General features: G+C 64.8%; 12 protein-coding genes. 4 read left to right on the plus strand and 8 right to left on the minus strand.

The features are described from left to right. Positions 1-95 precede the first annotated feature (95 nt). The 4 genes from K1X74_15195 to K1X74_15210 all read right to left on the minus strand — a co-directional run bounded on the left by K1X74_15195 (position 96) and on the right by K1X74_15210 (position 7,101). A complete protein-coding gene (locus tag K1X74_15195; GenBank protein MBX7167675.1) occupies positions 96-1,262 on the minus strand; it encodes an SGNH/GDSL hydrolase family protein in 1,167 nt (388 codons plus the stop codon). A 141-nt stretch (positions 1,263-1,403) separates the two neighbouring features. Continuing rightward, the gene (locus tag K1X74_15200) at positions 1,404-2,549 is read right to left on the minus strand and encodes an ATP-dependent 6-phosphofructokinase (protein MBX7167676.1); all 1,146 of its coding nucleotides are present in this window, start codon (positions 2,547-2,549) and stop codon (positions 1,404-1,406) included. Between the two features lie 70 nt (positions 2,550-2,619). Next, positions 2,620-4,866: an alpha-glucan family phosphorylase gene (gene glgP / locus K1X74_15205; GenBank protein ID MBX7167677.1), complete on the minus strand. Its 2,247-nt coding sequence runs from the start codon at positions 4,864-4,866 to the stop codon at positions 2,620-2,622. Positions 4,867-5,094: 228 nt separating this feature from the next. After that, positions 5,095-7,101 (minus strand): hypothetical protein, encoded by a 2,007-nt coding sequence (locus K1X74_15210; protein ID MBX7167678.1) that lies wholly within the window; start codon positions 7,099-7,101, stop codon positions 5,095-5,097. 303 nt (positions 7,102-7,404) lie between these two features. Here K1X74_15210 and K1X74_15215 point away from each other — a divergent pair, with 303 nt between their 5' ends. Then, complete coding sequence (locus tag K1X74_15215) at positions 7,405-8,808, plus strand: HD domain-containing protein (protein MBX7167679.1); 1,404 nt, start codon at positions 7,405-7,407, stop codon at positions 8,806-8,808. Positions 8,809-8,918: 110 nt separating this feature from the next. Here K1X74_15215 and K1X74_15220 read toward each other — a convergent pair whose 3' ends face one another. Further along, positions 8,919-9,290, minus strand: coding sequence for a hypothetical protein (locus tag K1X74_15220; protein ID MBX7167680.1), 372 nt, complete (start codon positions 9,288-9,290; stop codon positions 8,919-8,921). A 318-nt stretch (positions 9,291-9,608) separates the two neighbouring features. On the opposite strand from K1X74_15220, the gene purB reads away from it, so the two are divergent. Further along, entirely contained in the window at positions 9,609-11,042 is a 1,434-nt protein-coding gene (gene purB / locus K1X74_15225) for an adenylosuccinate lyase (protein ID MBX7167681.1), read from the plus strand. Between the two features lie 26 nt (positions 11,043-11,068). Here the strand turns inward: purB and K1X74_15230 are convergent, their stop codons facing one another. Further along, a complete protein-coding gene (locus K1X74_15230; protein ID MBX7167682.1) occupies positions 11,069-11,599 on the minus strand; it encodes a transcriptional repressor in 531 nt (176 codons plus the stop codon). 239 nt (positions 11,600-11,838) lie between these two features. Further along, the gene (locus K1X74_15235; protein MBX7167683.1) at positions 11,839-12,117 is read right to left on the minus strand and encodes a flagellar biosynthesis anti-sigma factor FlgM; all 279 of its coding nucleotides are present in this window, start codon (positions 12,115-12,117) and stop codon (positions 11,839-11,841) included. A gap of 969 nt (positions 12,118-13,086) precedes the next feature. On the opposite strand from K1X74_15235, the gene K1X74_15240 reads away from it, so the two are divergent. Beyond that, the gene (locus tag K1X74_15240) at positions 13,087-14,145 is read left to right on the plus strand and encodes an EF-hand domain-containing protein (GenBank protein MBX7167684.1); all 1,059 of its coding nucleotides are present in this window, start codon (positions 13,087-13,089) and stop codon (positions 14,143-14,145) included. Between the two features lie 411 nt (positions 14,146-14,556). Beyond that, complete coding sequence (locus K1X74_15245; protein ID MBX7167685.1) at positions 14,557-14,772, plus strand: hypothetical protein; 216 nt, start codon at positions 14,557-14,559, stop codon at positions 14,770-14,772. 24 nt (positions 14,773-14,796) lie between these two features. Here the strand turns inward: K1X74_15245 and K1X74_15250 are convergent, their stop codons facing one another. Beyond that, positions 14,797-16,944 carry an acetylxylan esterase gene (locus tag K1X74_15250; protein MBX7167686.1) on the minus strand — a complete coding sequence of 716 codons (2,148 nt, stop codon included), beginning with the start codon at positions 16,942-16,944 and terminating at the stop codon, positions 14,797-14,799. Positions 16,945-17,066 lie beyond the last annotated feature (122 nt).

Consider the following 17,066-nt stretch of genomic DNA (forward strand, 5'->3'; position numbering starts at 1 on the left):
AGCGTCTCGGAATCGGCTTCGTGTGAACCTGCTCTGCCATGCGCGGCTGCGGTAGCCTTTTCGGCCGGCGACGGCACGCCAGCAGCGGCGCCGTTCTACAGTGCGGCCGATTGATCCACCGTGCACGTCTGCTCGCAGATGATGCGCCCGATCTCATGGATCAGGAGTCGATTTCCCGCGTCATTGAGATGGCAGTTGTCGTTAAGCAACTCGCTGCCAGGAAGCCTGCGAGGGGAGACCTGTTCAACGATCTGGTGTCCATCAACCAGGCAGATGCCTGCTTCGCGCGCGACGCGGTTGGCGATGTCGTTGATGCGGCGGTTGGCGCGATCGGGCCGTGGGCTTTCCACAAACACCTGCTCGATCAACTCATGGCCGATCCGCAAGTCGCCCGCGGCAATTCGGCGAAGGCCGAGTTCATGCTTGACAAGGAGGTCCGTCGGGCGTTGTTGCAACCAGGCCTCGAGAGCGTTGGTCGACATTCCCTTGACCTGGCTTAGCTCGAACCGGCTACCGTGGACGTATGGGGGCAACAGCACGTTGTACGCCAACGTGGAAAAGATCAGGCGTCGTCTGGCGCGTTGGCACAGCCGGGCAATCTCGCGCAAATGCTCCTCGAATTCACGATAGCGCTGCTGCTTCTCTGCTTCGGAATACGTCTTCTGCTGTGCAAAAAAGTTTTGCGTGCCGGGGTGGACCGCTGGATTGTGCTGCCGTTGCACCCTGTCGGCCACGTACCAGGCGGCCTGCACGACGCGCGAATGACGCACGACGCCACGCAAACCAAAGGGCGGCACCGAGTAACAGCGCGGGTCGGAAAAGCTGGTGAACGTGTTGTGCCCGCAATAGACCACGACGATGTCCGCATCAAGCTCGAGGGCTTCGCGAGCGGCGAGGACCACCCGATCAGAACCGCAGCCGAGCAGACCAAAATTAAGCACTTCGACGGGTTTGCCGGTGGTCCGCCGAATCTGTTCCGCAAGGTCTTCGGCAGTGCCCAACAAGTACACGCTCGATGCGCCGAGCAAGGCCACCCGCGTCGTGCCCGGCGGCTTGATGGCCGGCAGCCGTTGCGGCACGCAAAACGGCGACGGCACAAAGCGCGTTTCGTCGGTAAAGAAGTCGGAGGTCTCGATATACCCTGCGCTCGAGCGCTCGAATACCGGCCGATTCAAATCGTGCGGGTTAAAGCGAAAGCCGCAGATCCGCAACGCCGATTCGCCCCCCACCGCCAACACCGCAACGGGGGTGAGCGCAAACAAGACAAATCTTGCGCGGCTAACTCTGCGACCGGTCATGCCCTGGTGACCCGCAGTGCAGTGCATCAAGTTCTTGCGCAGTCCGCCGTGACGCTGCGGCGGACGAACGAGGTAATTGTAGGGCGAAGGAAATGCCCCTGCCAACTAATTCGCCACAAGCGTCGGTTCGTACACGCTCGCATCAAAATTGGCGAACGGGCTGCGGCCGGGCTCACAGTCGCCAAAGCTGATGCCGAGCGCCCGCGCGGCCAACACGGCCGAATCCTGGGGATCGACTCGGCTCAACCTGCAAACGGCGTCGCGAATCGGCACGCTGCCGATCCGCGGCGGCACGAAACAAATCATTTCGCCGAAGCGGCGATGATGAATCAGACGCACGGCATGCACGCCGAATTGCGTGGCCAACACGCGGTCGAACGTCGTCGGGGGGCCGCCGCGCTGCAAATGGCCCAGCACCACGCAGCGCGTCTCGCGGCCGATGCGCCGCGTGATCTCGCGGGCAACAATCTCACCCACGCCGCCCAGTCGGGCCTGTCCTGCACCGTTGCCTTCCGAGGTGACGAGGCTCCCGTCGGGCAGGTTGGCACCTTCGGCGACGCTGAGCAGCGTGAACCGCTTGCCCTTTTTCTCGCGATCGAGAATCTTTTGGCACACGTAATCGAACGTCCAGGGGATCTCCGGGATCAAGATCACGTCGGCACCGCCCGCCACGCCCGAGTGCAGCGCAATCCAGCCGGCGTGGCGGCCCATGACCTCGAGCACCATCACGCGCTCGTGCGAGGCCGCGGTGGTGTGCATTCGATCGAGCGCGTCGGTGGCGCAGGCCACGGCGCTGTCGAAGCCGAATGTATAGGCCGTGCACAGCAGGTCGTTGTCGATCGTCTTGGGCACGCCGACCACGGGGATGCCGGCGTTGTTGAGTTGCTCGGCAATGCCAAGTGACCCGTCGCCGCCGATGCAAACCAGGCCGGCCAGCGCCAATTGATCGACCGTCAGGGCTACGGCGCGGACCAGCTCAGGATCGAGCTCCTGGCGGTCGTCGACCCCACTGCGGGTGGTGAAACGCCCACGGTTGGTCGAACCGAGAATCGTCCCGCCCTGGTTGAGAATGCCGCTGGTGTTGCGCTCATTGAGCGGGATATACGTGACCGGGTCGACCAGTCCCTCGTAGCCCTTCAAGAAGCCCACCACCTCGTAGCCCAATTGGATGGCGCTTTTCACGGTTCCCCGGATGACTGCGTTCAGTCCGGGGCAGTCGCCGCCGCTGGTGAGGATGCCGATCCGCTTCATGGAGACTTTCCTTGCCAAGGAGTTGACCTCGACTGATGCGCGCCGAGTCGGAGCTGACGTGCCGTTTGCGTCACGGCATGTCACACGACATGCCGCCGGCGGCCCGCAAATACGCATGCATCGCGTATTCCATCACCATTCGATCGGCGCTAAACCGCCAGCCAAGCGTCCGCATGGCATGTTTCATCCGCGCGATCCACGCGACGGGGATGCCGTCTCGGTCGCGGTCGTAATAGAGTGGCAAGACTTGTTGCTCGAGCACGTCGTAGAGATCGTCGCTGTCGCGCGAGTCCTGAATGTCGATGGCGACGTGCGTTTGCCCCTTGCCAATGGCAAAGCCGTTGAGGCCGTCGTAGGCCTCGGCCCACCAGCCGTCGAGCACCGACAGATTCAAGCCACCGTTGAGCACGACCTTCTGCCCGCTCGTGCCCGATGCTTCGAGCGGCCGGCGCGGAGTATTGAGCCAGACGTCAACACCCTGGACGAGATGCCGGCCGACGTTGATGTCGTAGTCTTCGACGAAGACGAACTTGCCGATGAACCGCGGATCGGTCGTCAGTTGGGCGATTTCCCAAAGCAACTGCTTTCCGGGCTCGTCGTGGGGATGTGCCTTGCCGGCGTAGACGAACTGCACCGGACGCTGCGTGCTATTGACCAGCGCCGCCAGGCGGTCGAGCTCGGTCGCCAGCAGCGTGGCACGCTTGTACGTGGCAAACCGCCGGCCGAAACCGACCAGCAGCGTGTCGGGCGAAAGCGCGGCCCGGGCCGCCTCGACTTGTTCGATCGATTGGCCGCGGCGGCTGGCCGTACGGGCACTGCGGCGCCGCACGAAATCGATCAGCCGCAGTTTGAGCACCTGGTGCGTTTCCCAGATTTCTCCGTCGGGAATCGCGTCGATGCCCGCCCAAGTCTCCGCCTGGCCGCAATAGCGATGCCATTTCGTCCCGAGGTGCCGGTCGAACAACTGATGCATCTGCGGGGCCAGCCAGGAGTGGATGTGCACGCCGTTGGTGATGTGGCCGATCGGTACCGTTTCAAGATCGCGTTGCGGCCACAGCACCTGCCACATCCGGCGGCTGACGCGGCCGTGTTCGGCCGAAACGCCGTTGGCTCGCCGCGACATCTTCAGGGCCAGCACCGTCATGCAGAACGGCTCTTGCGGGTTGTCAGAATCGACCCGGCCCAGACGCATCAATTCGTCGTGCGACAAGCCCAGCGAATCGCGCAACGGGCCTAGGTGTTCTTCGATATCTCCCGCCGAGAATCGATCGTGTCCGGCCGGCACCGGCGTGTGCGTGGTGAAGGTCGTGAGTTGTGCCACTTCGCGCGCGGCATCTTCAAAGCTCAATCCCGACTCGCACATCCGGTCGTGCGTCAGTTCGAGCGTGGCAAACGCGCTGTGGCCTTCATTCAGGTGCAACACGCCGGGGCGGATGCCCAGGGCAGTCAGCGCCTTGACGCCGCCAACGCCCAGCAGCAGCTCCTGGCGCAGCCGGCAGCGATGATCGCCGCCGTACAGCCGGGCCGTGACCTCGCGGTCTTCCATCCGGTTGCCTTCGATATCCGAATCGAGCAGCAGCAGCCGGCAGCGTCCCGCGCGCACCTCCCATACCCGCGCCAGCAGGCTGTGCCCGCGCGTGGCGATCGAGATCGTCAGCGGTTCGCCCGTGGCGGTTCTCGCCGGCGTGATCGGCAGCAGCCCGACTTCGACGTCGAGATACTCTTCCTGCTGCCAGCCGTCGCGGTTGAGCCGCTGATTAAAGTAACCCTGGTCGTAAAACAGACCCACCGCCACCAGCGGCACACCCAGATCCGAGGCGCTTTTCAGATGGTCGCCGGCCAGCACGCCCAGGCCGCCCGAATAGATCGGCAGCGACTCGTGCAGGCCGAACTCGGCCGAGAAATAAGCCACGGGCTTGGCCCGTAGCATGCCGACGTGGGTGTCGGCCCAGGTACCCGTTGTGTGCAGGTACTCGTTGAGCCTGCGATAAGCGTAATGAATGCGGCTATGGAGCACGAGTTCGTTGGCGCGTTGTTCCAGGCGCTGGGCCGAGAACTCGGACAGCAGCGCGACCGGATTGTGATCCAACTGGCGCCAGCGAACGGGTTCGAGGTCGCGAAAGATGGCCATAACCTCGGGGTGCCAGGTCCACCAAAGGTTCTGGGCCAAGGTCCAAAGCCGGCCGTACGTCGTCGATTGATCGACGACTTCCCCCGCGGGTGGACCATGGAGCGTGCGAGGCTCGTGAGGTGTGTGGAGTGGTTCAAGATGATTCGTGACGCGCGGGCGCGGCGGCGCAGTCAGTCGTCGTTGCATGTTCTTCCCGGACGGCAGAAAGGCAGGCGACCGCAGCGTGGCCGCCGTGGAGGGGGGAGCGAATTTGCCGCGCAACCGGGCAACCTTGCCCTGTGGCGCGGCAATTCGCCAGCCTTTTCGCCATGAAAAGACCTGCACACGCCGGGGTGCAACCGGCATGCCGCGGTAGCATGAAAGTGGATTAAGGTGGTGCCAAACCGCACGCCCTTAATCGGCCGCGTACCCTTTTTACTGCCGCTTCACTCCGCGGCCCGGGATCTGCGCCGGTTGCAACCGGCCTTCGAGATTGGCGTTCAACTCGGGCGCTGCTGCCGGCTCTGCCGGCGATTCGCTCGACGGCTCTTTACGCAATAGCATGCCGACGATGAACCAGCCGTCATCCACGCTCTTGACGAACGCGCCCGACGGACCCAGATAACGCCGCACCACTTGATAGTCGGGCAGCTTGCTGGCGTCGATTTCGGCCTCGCGCGGCGGAGCGTTCGGCTCTGCATCCGGGGCCAGCAGGGCATTGAGGATCCGGCCCATGCCGGTTTCCGACTCGGGCATCTTGCCGGCCTTGAGCAGTTCGTAGTTGGCCCGCATCTCCTCGTCAGTCCTGGAGAAGACCAGCGCACACCCTCCGTCGGCATGCACCGCGCCCATCTGCGAATAGACCTGTTGGAAGTCGGGTGTTTCGCTGAGCAGCCGTTGGTCGTCTTCGAACTTGGCCAGCACTTTCTCGATCACATCGACGTGGGTGCCCATGAACATGTGACCATGCGCCACGCAGATGGCCGAGTTGGGCAGTGCGAAGTCCTCTTCGGCGTTTTCGCCTTCGGCCATCTCTTCTTCGGCGCCCAGGTCCGCGCCTTCGATTTCCAGTTCGAGTTCGACCGGCGGGGGCACGTCTTCTTCCGGCACGATCTCCCAGATCGTTTGGTCGCGGAACTTGCGTTCCTTGGCCGTCGGATCGGGCCGCATCGACTTGGCGATGGTTTCGGCCAGGGCGTCGGTTTCGCCTTCCTTGATCTCGACGGCAATCACGCGACGCTGGCTCGAGACCGTGACCGGCAGGCGGTAATCCGAAATGATCGACACCCGGCTGCCCAACCGGGCGACGATATCGTGGCGGATATCGACCATTGGGCCGTTTTCGTCCGTCTTGATGCTTTCCAACACGTCTTCGAAGACGCCCTTTTCACCTTCGCCGAACAGCTCGTCGAACATCGTGCTGAACCGCTCGAAGGCGTTCTGGATATCGACGTGCAACGTGGCATAGCTGGCCACGTCGAGCGGAACCCACTTTTGCGGACTCAGTTCGCGTTCGTTGGGCAGGACGGCCATCCGCATGGCCAGCTCGTACGGCTTCGGGGCGTAGACCTTCGTGCGGTGCAGAATTTCGTAGCCCTGCGTGGCCAGATTGACGAAGCCGCCGGCACCGCGGACCGCGGTGAAACCCTGGTTCTTCAGCACCTTGATGATGTCGGTGCTCTTTTGCTTCCGTTCGGGGCGGCCGGCGCGAACGCCGTCGGCGAAACCGAACGGCTCGACGAACCAGCGGACGTGAGGTGCCACTTCGCCCGCTTCCGAGGCACAGGCCTGGTTGACGTGCTGATAGGCTTCGACCGTGCTCAGCGTGTCCTTGGCACCGCCGTCGAGGCGGCCGAGGATGCCCTGGACGACGGCCAGATTGTCGGCGGCGACGAACAGCTCGCCGGCCAGCGAATAGGCCGACTGGCGCTCGTGATCGTCGCCTTCCTGTTTCGGGAAGTCGAGTACGACGATCTGATGATCGCCCACCTTGCGTTCGCTGCGCTTGGCGCCTTGCTCTTCCAGACGCTTGACCAGGTCATCGAGGAACTGGCGGCCGGCGTCGACATTGCCGGTCACATCGGCCAAGAGCGCGACGGCTGGTTGCCCCTGGCCGCTATAGATCATGGCCAGCGCGACTTCGCCGCGGGGCAAGTCTTTGAGATCGCCCCAATGCACACCGAGCTTGGTGTGCGACTTGGTCCACTTGGCTTCGAGCTGCGCTTGCAGATCGTCGACGAACGGCTTCATCACCGGGTCGTTGATCAGCTCGGCCAGCTGAGTTTCGCTCCATTTCTGGGAGAGAGTCTCCCAGTTGCCCACCGACAGGTAGCCGACCGTCGTCTTCGGAAGCAGCTCCTGGCTGGGAGGAGCGGCAGCGGCCGTGCCCGCAAGAGTTACCCAACCGGCACACACAACCGCCAACATGAAGGGACGAAGCACCACAATTCCTCCTGAATGAGTCCGCGTCCTGCTCAGGCGCATCCTCATCGTCGGGCCGTACGAGCGCGGAAGTTTAGCGATTGCATGCGCGCCAGCCGAATCTACGCGGCATGCGCAAAAATCCCGCGGCGCCTGCTGAACTTTATCTGCAGTCACCCACCGCTAGCAACCGCCGCGCGGGGCTCCGTGCAGCTGCCGGGAGCCACCCCACCGAGAAGGGGCCGCACCGGCGGGTCTCCAAAACCGGTCTCTGGCCTGACTTTCGGTCGACCGCGCGCGACTCGACGGAGATAATGGGCGTCGATGAAGAGTTTTTCACGTGAGAGCCTGGTGCATGACGCGGTTCACGGCTATCTGTCGTTTACGGCCAGCACCGATCTGCCGGCCGGCGAGACGGCCGAAGAAGTGCTGATCGACCATCCCTGGGTCCAGCGCCTCCGGCAGATTCACCAGTTACAGACAGCCTGGTGGGTGTTCCCCACGGCCGAGCACACGCGGTTCCAGCACGTCCTGGGGGCCATGCACCTGGCCAGCCGCGCGACGGCCAGCCTGTACGACAGCTTGCGCGAGGTCTGCCCCGATTGTCCGAGCCGGGGATACGTCGAGTGCCTGCTCCGCCTGGCGGCCCTGCTGCACGACGTCGGGCACGGCCCTTTCGGCCATTTTTTCGACACGCATTTCCTGGCGCGGTATGGCATCACCCACGAGACGATCGGCGCCCGGATCATCGTCGACGAGCTGGGCGAGCTGATCCGCGGCGTGCGCCGCACGCCGCAAGCGCAACTTGCCGCGGACGAAGAACTGGATGCCCGCCAGGTTGCCTGTTTGATGACTCGGCCCTCGGCCGATGCCGCCGCCGCAGAGGCTCCGCGCTGGCTGCGACTGCTCCGGAGTCTCTTCTCGGGCCTGTATACGGTCGACAATCTCGATTTCGTGCTCCGCGACGCTTACATGTCGGGCTACAGCGTGCGGGCGTTCGACCTGGAACGGCTGCTGCACTACAGCTTCTTCACGGACGAAGGCCTTGCGATTCACGAGCGCGGACTGTCGTCGCTGGTGCGGTTTCTCGGCGTGCGGGCCGAATTGTTCCGCACGGTGTATTTTCATCGCACGGTGAGGGCCATCGATCTGGGCCTGGCCGACCTGTTTGCCGCCAGCGGCGAGCATCTGTTCCTGGGCAACCCGTTGACGCACCTGGCCGAGTTTCAGCGGCTGACCGAATGGTCGCTGTTGATCGACGTGGGCCGCTGGCGGCAGGCAGACGACCTCGTCTTGCGCGAGCTGGGACGCCAGTGGCAGGATCTGCTGACGCGGCGACTGCGGTGGAAGACGGCTTGCGAACGGACCATCTTTTTCGATCCGCAGCAGTCCGAGCATGCCAGCCTGTTCAGTCGCGATGAGTATGTCGAGCAAGCTGTGCGGCGACTGTTACCGTCGGCGCTGGCCGACCTGCCGTTGCGAGTGGACTTGGCACGGCATGTCCATCGCCCCGGAACGCGCGGGCCCGCCGCCGGTCAGAATTACCTGTACGAGGCGACCACGGGACGAGCCCGGCCGCTGAACGATCACGAGATCTTTCGCCGGCTGCCGATGAGTTGGCGAATTTGCCGGATTTACGCCGAGTCGAATGCCCACGATCGCGAGTTGGCCGCCGCGCTCGATGCCCTGGTCGCCGGGGGCGACAGCGACGATGCGACGAATATGTAACTCGTGCTGTTCGGCCGGCACATTGGTCGGCAGCGAGCGGGCCCTTCGCACGTAAGCTGCGGCCGAGGTTGTCGCCGGGCACTCCCCTGGCCTGATTGAAGCAGCGCGGTTTACCACGATTCGAAGGCCGACGGGTAATGGATCCGGTGTCGATACTTCTTCGGATCGAGTTTGCGCCGGCGATAGGACTCGCCGAGCGCGTCGTAGATGCCGCCCGTGCCGGGGGGGCCCGTATAACGGAAGTCATCGAGCCGGTTGCCGATGTACGCCACGTCGCCGCCGGGGAGATAGCCGGGCGCGCGAGTAACGCTGCTGTAGGCCACGTACACTTCGTCGCGCTCGAAATCGTAGCGAATCACGCGCGGGTCATAACGCAAAGTCGACTGCGGCCGCAGTTGCGCGTAACAGGGGGTGACCCAAGCCAACGACAATGCCAGCGCCGTGGCAGCGCAGAACGCTGCCCGGATAGGACCCAAAAGCATGCCGCTTCTCCCTCGTCGCGCGTTCCGCGGCGAGAAGAGACACAAGCCGCCTGGCGGCCCGATCGCTTCCTTGCGGGACGGCGAAAGAACTGTTCCGGTGTGCAAGACGCTCGCGACAACCAACGCACGTCAAACGTGCGGCGCTCTCCCGTGTCGCGGAGCAGGCCAGACCTTACCAGAGCGCACAAGCTTTCGCTACGAAATGGCGAAATGTTTTACTTGCCGATTCGGGCCGCGCTGGAGCAATCTGTGCAGGCGGCTTAGAATCGAGTTTTCGCGGTCAACGCTCCCTACCTTTGGCGGGAACCATCGCTGGACATGTCCTTGGACCAATATCAAAACCCTCTCAACGAGCGTTATGCCTCGTCGGCGATGAGCGCCCTTTGGAGCCCGCGCCGTAAGTTCACCACCTGGCGCCGCTGCTGGGTGGCGCTGGCCGAAGCCGAGGCCGAGCTGGGGTTGCCGATCAGCGCCGCGCAGCTCGAGCAGTTGCGGAGGCACGTCGACACGGTCGACTTCGACGCGGCCGAGCGCTACGAGCGGAAATTGCGTCACGACGTGATGGCGCACGTGCACGCCTATGGCGACGACTGTCCCGAGGCCCGCGGCGTGATTCACTGGGGCGCGACGAGCTGCTACGTCACCGACAACACCGATCTGATCCTGATCCGCGAATCGCTCGGCCTGGTGCGGCGGCGCCTCGTCCAGGTCATCGACCGTCTGGCGCAGTTTGCCGCGGAGCAGCGCGGGCTCGCTTGCCTAGGCTTCACGCACTTTCAGCCGGCCCAGCCCACGACCGTCGGTAAACGGGCCTGCTTGTGGGCGTATGACCTGGTGCAAGACCTCGTGGAAGTCGAACACCGGCTGGAGCAGCTACGGCTGCGGGGCGTGAAGGGCACGACAGGCACACAGGCCAGCTTTCTGGAGCTGTTCGGCGGCGATCACGCCAAAGTCCGCGAGCTCGAACGCCGTGTCGCCGCGAAGCTCGGTTTTGCCGACGCGTACCCCGTCACTGGCCAGACCTACTCGCGCAAGGTCGATACGCAGATCATCAACACGCTATCCGGCATCGCCCAAAGCGCGCACAAGGCTGCGACCGATTTGCGCTTGCTGCAGGGCCGCAAGGAGCTCGAGGAACCGTTCGAAAAGCACCAGATCGGCTCGTCGGCCATGGCTTACAAGCGCAACCCGATGCGCGCCGAGCGGATCTGTGCGTTGGCGCGGTTCGTGATGAGCCTCGATGCGAGCGCCGCGGCCACGGCTGCCACGCAATGGCTGGAACGCACCCTCGACGACAGCGCCAACCGGCGGCTGACGTTGCCGCAGGCCTTTCTGGGGATCGACGCGTTGCTGTTGCTGTATGCCAATGTGTCGGACGATTTGGTCGTGTACCCACGCGTGATCGCCCGAAACCTGGCGGCCGAGTTGCCCTTCATGGCCACGGAGAACGTGCTCATGGCGGCGGTTGCGCGGGGCGGCGACCGCCAGGATCTGCACGAGCGAATCCGCCAGCACAGCCTCGAAGCAGGCCGGGTGGTTAAGGAGCACGGCGGCGAAAACGATTTGATCGCGCGGCTGCAGGGCGATGCCGCCTTCGCCGGCATCGACTGGAATCAAGCGCTCGACCCGGCGCGCTTTGTCGGCCGCGCGCCGCAGCAGGTCGATGAGTTTATCGCCGAGGAAATCGCGCCGATCCGGAAGCGCTATGCCGACGATTTGGCCGCCGGCGAAGATGCGGAAATCCGCGTCTGAAGCGTGGTGCGCGATTCGACCCGGTGTCAAATCCGGTCCAACCGCCGCGATGGCCGTGCGGGCCGGCTGCAGTCGGCACAGATGCCGCTGATGATCAAGCGATGCCCGAGCACGCGGAAGTTATGCTCGCGAGCCACGGCGTCGCGGAGCGGCTTGATCTCGTCGCTGGAAAACTCGATCAACTTGTCGCACTTTTGGCAGTGCAGGTGATCGTGCTGCGGATAGCCGTAGTCGTGCTCGTAGACGGCGCGGCCGCCGAGGGTCATTTTCCGCAACAGGCCCGCCTCGACCAACTGGGTCAGCGTGCGGTAGACGGTCGGGCGGCTGACCCGATGTCCGGGCACGTTGCGGTTCAGCAATTCGAGGAGGTTGTCGGCGTCGAAGTGCTCGTGATTGCGAAACACCTCTTCGACGATCGTGCGCCGCTCTTGCGTCACGCGCTTACCACGGCTTTGCAGGAACTCCTGAAACCGCTCCAGCGGCGTCAGCGAGACGTGCACCTCGCCGAGCGAAAAGCGGCCGGGCTCCGCGTGCGGGGTTTCGATTACTTGAGTCATGCCGAAGCTCGGCGCCCAGCCGGGACGCACGTCAGTACCAGGTCTACACGGCCCCGCGAGCGAGCCCTTCCCTGCGTATCTATCGTAAGGCAATGCGCAGGCGAAACAAGACGCTTTGGAGTCGGGGCCAGGCCCGTGCGACCTGGTTTCGCCCCGGTTATGAGGAGTTGCACGCCGCGGCGAGGCGCAACCACCGCCGCGGCGCCGCATCCCGGTCTCGCGGCCGGCCGACCATGAGATCAGGCAATCTCGTCGAGCAACCGCGAGACGGCGACGTCGAGCTTGTGATCGTTGGCATAGGTGCCGTTAGCGATCTGCGCCTTGATGGCCGCGACGCGATCGGCGCGGATATCGGGCAGGTCGCGCACGGCATCGACCAACCGGCCGACGTCCGAGAGTTGTAATTCGTCGCTCGGCGAGCTCGAAACCGAGGGCGCAGCGGGAGCCGTGTTTCGCAACGCGTGCGGAGCACTGACCGACTGCGGGCCGTGAACGTGCGATGGGCCGTAGATCTGCATTTCTTCCTCCCCAGGGCCGGGCTCGCGTGACAAGGAATCCATCGACAACGGTTCCTCGATGACGAGCTTTGGGCCGAGTGCTTGGTGGTGACCGGAACGAACGCCGGGTGGACGGGTCGTGATCGTCGTTCGCGCGAGCACCTTGGCGGCTTGTCTCAACGGCTGGCCCGACAGGGCACTGGAGATGTTCGCCGTTGAAACCTCTTCGCCGCAGGCACGCCTCGCCACGAGGGCTGACGACCGTTAGGCCTGACACACGACTTGCCGGCGCCGCGCTCCCTGTCAATCGCAGATCGACCTTGCGGGCACGGAAAGGATCGCACCCGTTTCATCGACCAGGGACGCAACGCGGCTGAAAAAAACCTCCTCGATCGTAGCTTTATGGGTTGCAGGGAACGAACCGCGATGACGTGGCGCGACGACGTTGTCCCGTGTCGGCGCGCGTGGACAAATTGCGACGCCACGACGGGGAAAACCGGCCGATTCGCGCGAAGCGCGCCGGGCGATTCAGGCGGTTGCGTCGAGCCAACACGTGCGACCGCCACCGACTCCTTTCTTCGCGTTGGCGCGATGGACAATTCGCGCGACGCGATCGACTCCTGGCCTGTTGCGCGGGGTCGTGCCGGCCGTGGCCGGTTACGATCCGCGGAGGCGCTGTAACTGTCATACGTGGCCCAGCCGCGACCGGTTCGCGGCAAGGTGGCCCTACGGCCCGCGCCACCCGCCTCGGGGGCCGTCGGGGCCGGGCGGATTGTAGGCCTGCCCCTGGAAAACCAACAAGGGCAGGCAGTCGGACCCGGGGGCCCGGCGGCTTGGGGAACCCTGAGAATTGGCCAGGCTTGCTGGCAGGCCTGGCGCGGTCTGCTGCCATTGCCACCGCCGGCTGCGAAACTTTGCGGCCTGGCGGCGGTTTAGAATGTGTGGCGTGTCTCGAGATCAGGCCTGTTACCCTCCTGCGAGGAGCCCGCAATGGCGTTCATCCGCACCCTTTCTGCCATGATCGTGCTGGCCTGGCTGGGGGCCCCTGCCCTGGCCGATGAGCCGGGCGACGGCGCGCCACCCCAGAATCCACCGGCGCAGCCGGGCGAGGATCCGGCCGCGCTGTTCGCCGAAATGGACACCAATCAAGACGGTTTCGTTTCGCGCGACGAGATTCCCGAGGCCAAGCGGCGGTTGTTTCGCCGCCTGATGACGCAAGGCGACAAGGACGGCGACGAACGCTTGAGTAAGGACGAATTTGTCGCCGGGCTCGAATCGAACCGGCCCGATCGCCCCTTGCCCGACGCCCAGGCCATGCGCGAGCGGCGCCGCCAGGCCGGTGGGCCCCCGGGTGAAGGACAACCGGGGCGCCCCGATCCCGGTCAGCTATTCACATTGGCCGACGCCAACGGCGACGGAGTCGTGACCGAAGACGAACTGCCCGAAGAGCGTCGTGGAATGTTTGCCATGTTGGTGCAGCGCGGCGACCGCGACGGCGACGGCGCGATGAGCCGCGACGAGTTCCTGACGGCGATGCGCGAACTGCGGCCCGGTGGCCCGCCGTCGGGCGACGGTCCGCCGGGACGTCCGGATGGCCCTTCGGGCGATCCCTTGGGCCGCCGGTTGATGGAGGCCCTCGATAGCGACGGCGACCACGCGCTGTCATCGTCGGAGCTTGCCGCCGCCGGCGAAGCGCTGAAGAAGCTCGATCTGGATGGCGATGGAGCAGTCAGCGAACAGGAGCTGCACGGACCGCCAGGCAGACCCGGCCGCCCGGGCGCGGGCGACGGTCCCCCGGGGATCGAGCAGCTCGTGGCGCGGATCATGCAAACCGATAGCGATGGCGACGGCCTGATCTCGGAGAGCGAGTGCCCGCCGCGGCTGCAGCAGGCCTTTGGCCGGCTCGACGCCAACGGCGACGGAGGACTTGACGAAACCGAACTGAAGAACGGTGCCCAGGCGATTGCCCGCTTCATGCAAAAGAAGGGCAAGGACGCCAAGCCGCCGGTCAAGAAGAAAAAGAAGCCGGCCGGCGACACGTCAAATTGAGGTGAAAACGACCGGCCGACCGCGGTCCACTTGCCTGCCCTGCGCGCGAGTGGGCCGTCGGAATTGAATCCCGAAAAACGAGCATCTTGCTCCTACCGCCGACGCTCTTGGCGTGGCGGATTTCCCCGTCCGCGCGGCGCCACAACCCACACCGCCGCGCGGCGGTTTTTTTTTGCGCATCGGACGGCGCTGCTGCCGCTTCCGGCAACCGGCCGCCGTTCGGGTTGCGCGAACCTGAACATCTTTACCGTGTCGAACGTATCAGTCACGTAGAGGGAGTGTGGAGCAGCGATCGGATCGGCAGCCGGGCACGGCCCCAACGCGGGCCCGGGGAGTGGCCGCTCAACGGATCGGGCTCGCCTTCTGCAGAGACGCAGGCCACCACGGAACACGTAAGAGGGGGCCGGACCCATGACGTCCGATCGCAACCGACTGAACTCGCCCACCGATCAAGCCGGTGCGGATGAGCCCGTCTTGCTCGATCAAGAGCATCCCTTTGCCGAGTTCGCCCGCTGGCTCGAGGCACAACTCGTGGCGCTCGAGCTGCGGTACGCCGATCAAATGACTGCCCGCTCGGTTGCCCGGGCCGCTCGTAGCGATCGGCATAGCCGCTTCAAATCACGGTAACGCACGAGGATTGCGTTCGTCCGCTCAGCGCAACAACCAGTCGGCAATGGCGTCGACTCCTGCCCCGGCGGCGAGCTGATCTGCGCTGCCGGCAGCCTCAAACGCGGCCCGGACCTCGGGCAAGTCACGGCCCTGCGGTTCACCGCCGATCCAAAGCTCGTGCGGCGCCGCCAGCGACAAAAGTCCCGGCAGATCGCCGTACTTGACTGCCCCGGGCAGAAACTGGGGTTGATCGATCGACGTCAGCGCGGCAAATCGAAAGCCTTCCGTATCGATCGCCGCGCGGCGAATCTGATCGCCAGAGATGGCCCGGGCCAGCGCCGCATAGGGCGCGGCACCTGCGACGGCCACCAGGTCGATCGTCGCCTCGGGATGCACCTGCCGCGCGCTAGCCACGAGGGTCAAGATGTCGTGCGCGCGTTGGACCACCAACGGGTCGTTATAGCCGAACGTATAGCCGGCGAATCCAGGCTGTCCATTCTTCTGCCGATCCACCAGCCGCGCGACGGCGAGCGGTTGGCCGTCGGCCGAGAACTCGCCTTGGCCGATCAGGTCGACGCCGACCACCGCGCTTCCGCCCGCGATCAGCCGGGTGACCGCCGGCAGCGGTTTGCCGTCGTCGGCAAACAGGCCGGCCTTGCCACGCTCGCTCAGCCAGAACACGAAGCGCTCGCGGTTCCAGTCCTTGGCTGCCAGGGCGATCACCGGTAGCGCGGCACCGTTGCGCTGGTTACGCACCAGGAAGCGATGCAGGTCTGCTCCTTCGTAAGCGTCGGTGCCGAGCGGTTCCAGGTGCACGTCGGAGGGCGCCGGCAGCGGCCCAACGATCGCATGATAGGCCCCGCCCACGACATCTCGGTACCGGGCCAGCGACTCGGCGTCGCGTGGAATCGATTGCCGAAGCTGCTTGTCCGCGGCCTCGGCCATCTGCCGCACGAGCATCCGCTCGAAGGCCGCACCCGCGGGAGGCTTCGGATGCGCTTCATCCCAGACGTGCATTTCGGGGATCGACAGCGGCTGAAAATCCTCCTCGACGATCGGGTCTTCAAACCCCAGGTTCAAATGCTTGTTGAACCAGGAATACATCACCGCCCGGCTGACATAGTTGTAATTGTGCGGGAAGTGCAGCAGCGGTTTCGCCATCACCCGGTCGGGCACACCGAGCACCGCGTACAGCTTTTGCAACTCGGGCAGTCCCTTGGTGGCGATCTCCTTGGTCCAGTCGTCGGCCGCGACCATGCCCAAGGGGCGCGGCGCCGTCAGCGCGGCGATCTCGACGTTGCCGGTACGCACGCGCAGGTAGTCGGCGTTTTCGCAGGTGCAGCCGCCTTGCATGGCGGTTGAGACCATCACCGCCGGAAAGGCCGCTGTGGGGCGATCGTCGATCGCGCAGAGCATAAAGGTTTGCGTGCCGCCGCCGCTGGCGCCCGTCACGCCGATCCGCGTGGCGTCAACGTCCTCGAGCGACGTGAGAAAATCGAGCGCACGCAGCGAATCGTAAGTCTGCAGGCCCATGATCGATTGCAAGCGCAATTCGGCCTGCGGGCTGAAAAAGCCCCAATCGGTGGCCGAGTTCATGCTTTCGCGCGGGCCGGCGCGATGATCGAGTTGCGTGCTGTCGGCATAGCCGATCATGTCGTAATGAAAGACGACACAACCCATCCGCGCCAGCTGCACGCAACGGGCCTGCAACGGATACCGGCCGGCCAATTCGAACCGTTCGGCGCCGTTGACCAGGTCCTGGCGGATTTGCTTTTCGCCGGCGTCGTAAAAGCGCCCATTGGCCCAGTGTCCATGCGGGCACAACACGCCGGGGCGCCGCCCGGTCTTGTGCTTGGGCCGATAGAGATTGCCTGTCACGAAGAAGCCGGGGAGGCTTTCGAAGAAGACCTTTTCAACGGTGTATTCGGGGCGGTCGACGCGCCCGTGAATCGTGGCCCGCAGCGGCGTCGGCTCGGGCAGCGGCCACAACCCTTGCGAGACGAGCAACTGCCGGCGGAGCTCGACGGCGCGTTTCGACCAGGCCTCGGCCGATTCGGGCGGCGCGAAGGGGAAATAGCCGTTGAGCGTCACGAGCGGCTGCAAGCGCCGATCATCGGGCACCTGGCCCTCGGGCAGCACCCGCGGCGGCGCGGCCAGGCACGCCGGCACCAGCGACCCATATGCCAGCATAAGCAGCGCGCAACGAACAACTCGAGCGAACGCGGATCGTGACATGGAAACCTCGGGGAGCAGCATGGCCGCCGTGTGCGGGTCAACGCGGTGCCGAATTGGATGCGGGCAGATTGCGGCAC

The sequence above is a fragment of the Pirellulales bacterium genome (genome assembly GCA_019694435.1).
In the GTDB taxonomy this organism is placed as follows: domain Bacteria; phylum Planctomycetota; class Planctomycetia; order Pirellulales; family JAEUIK01; genus JAIBBZ01.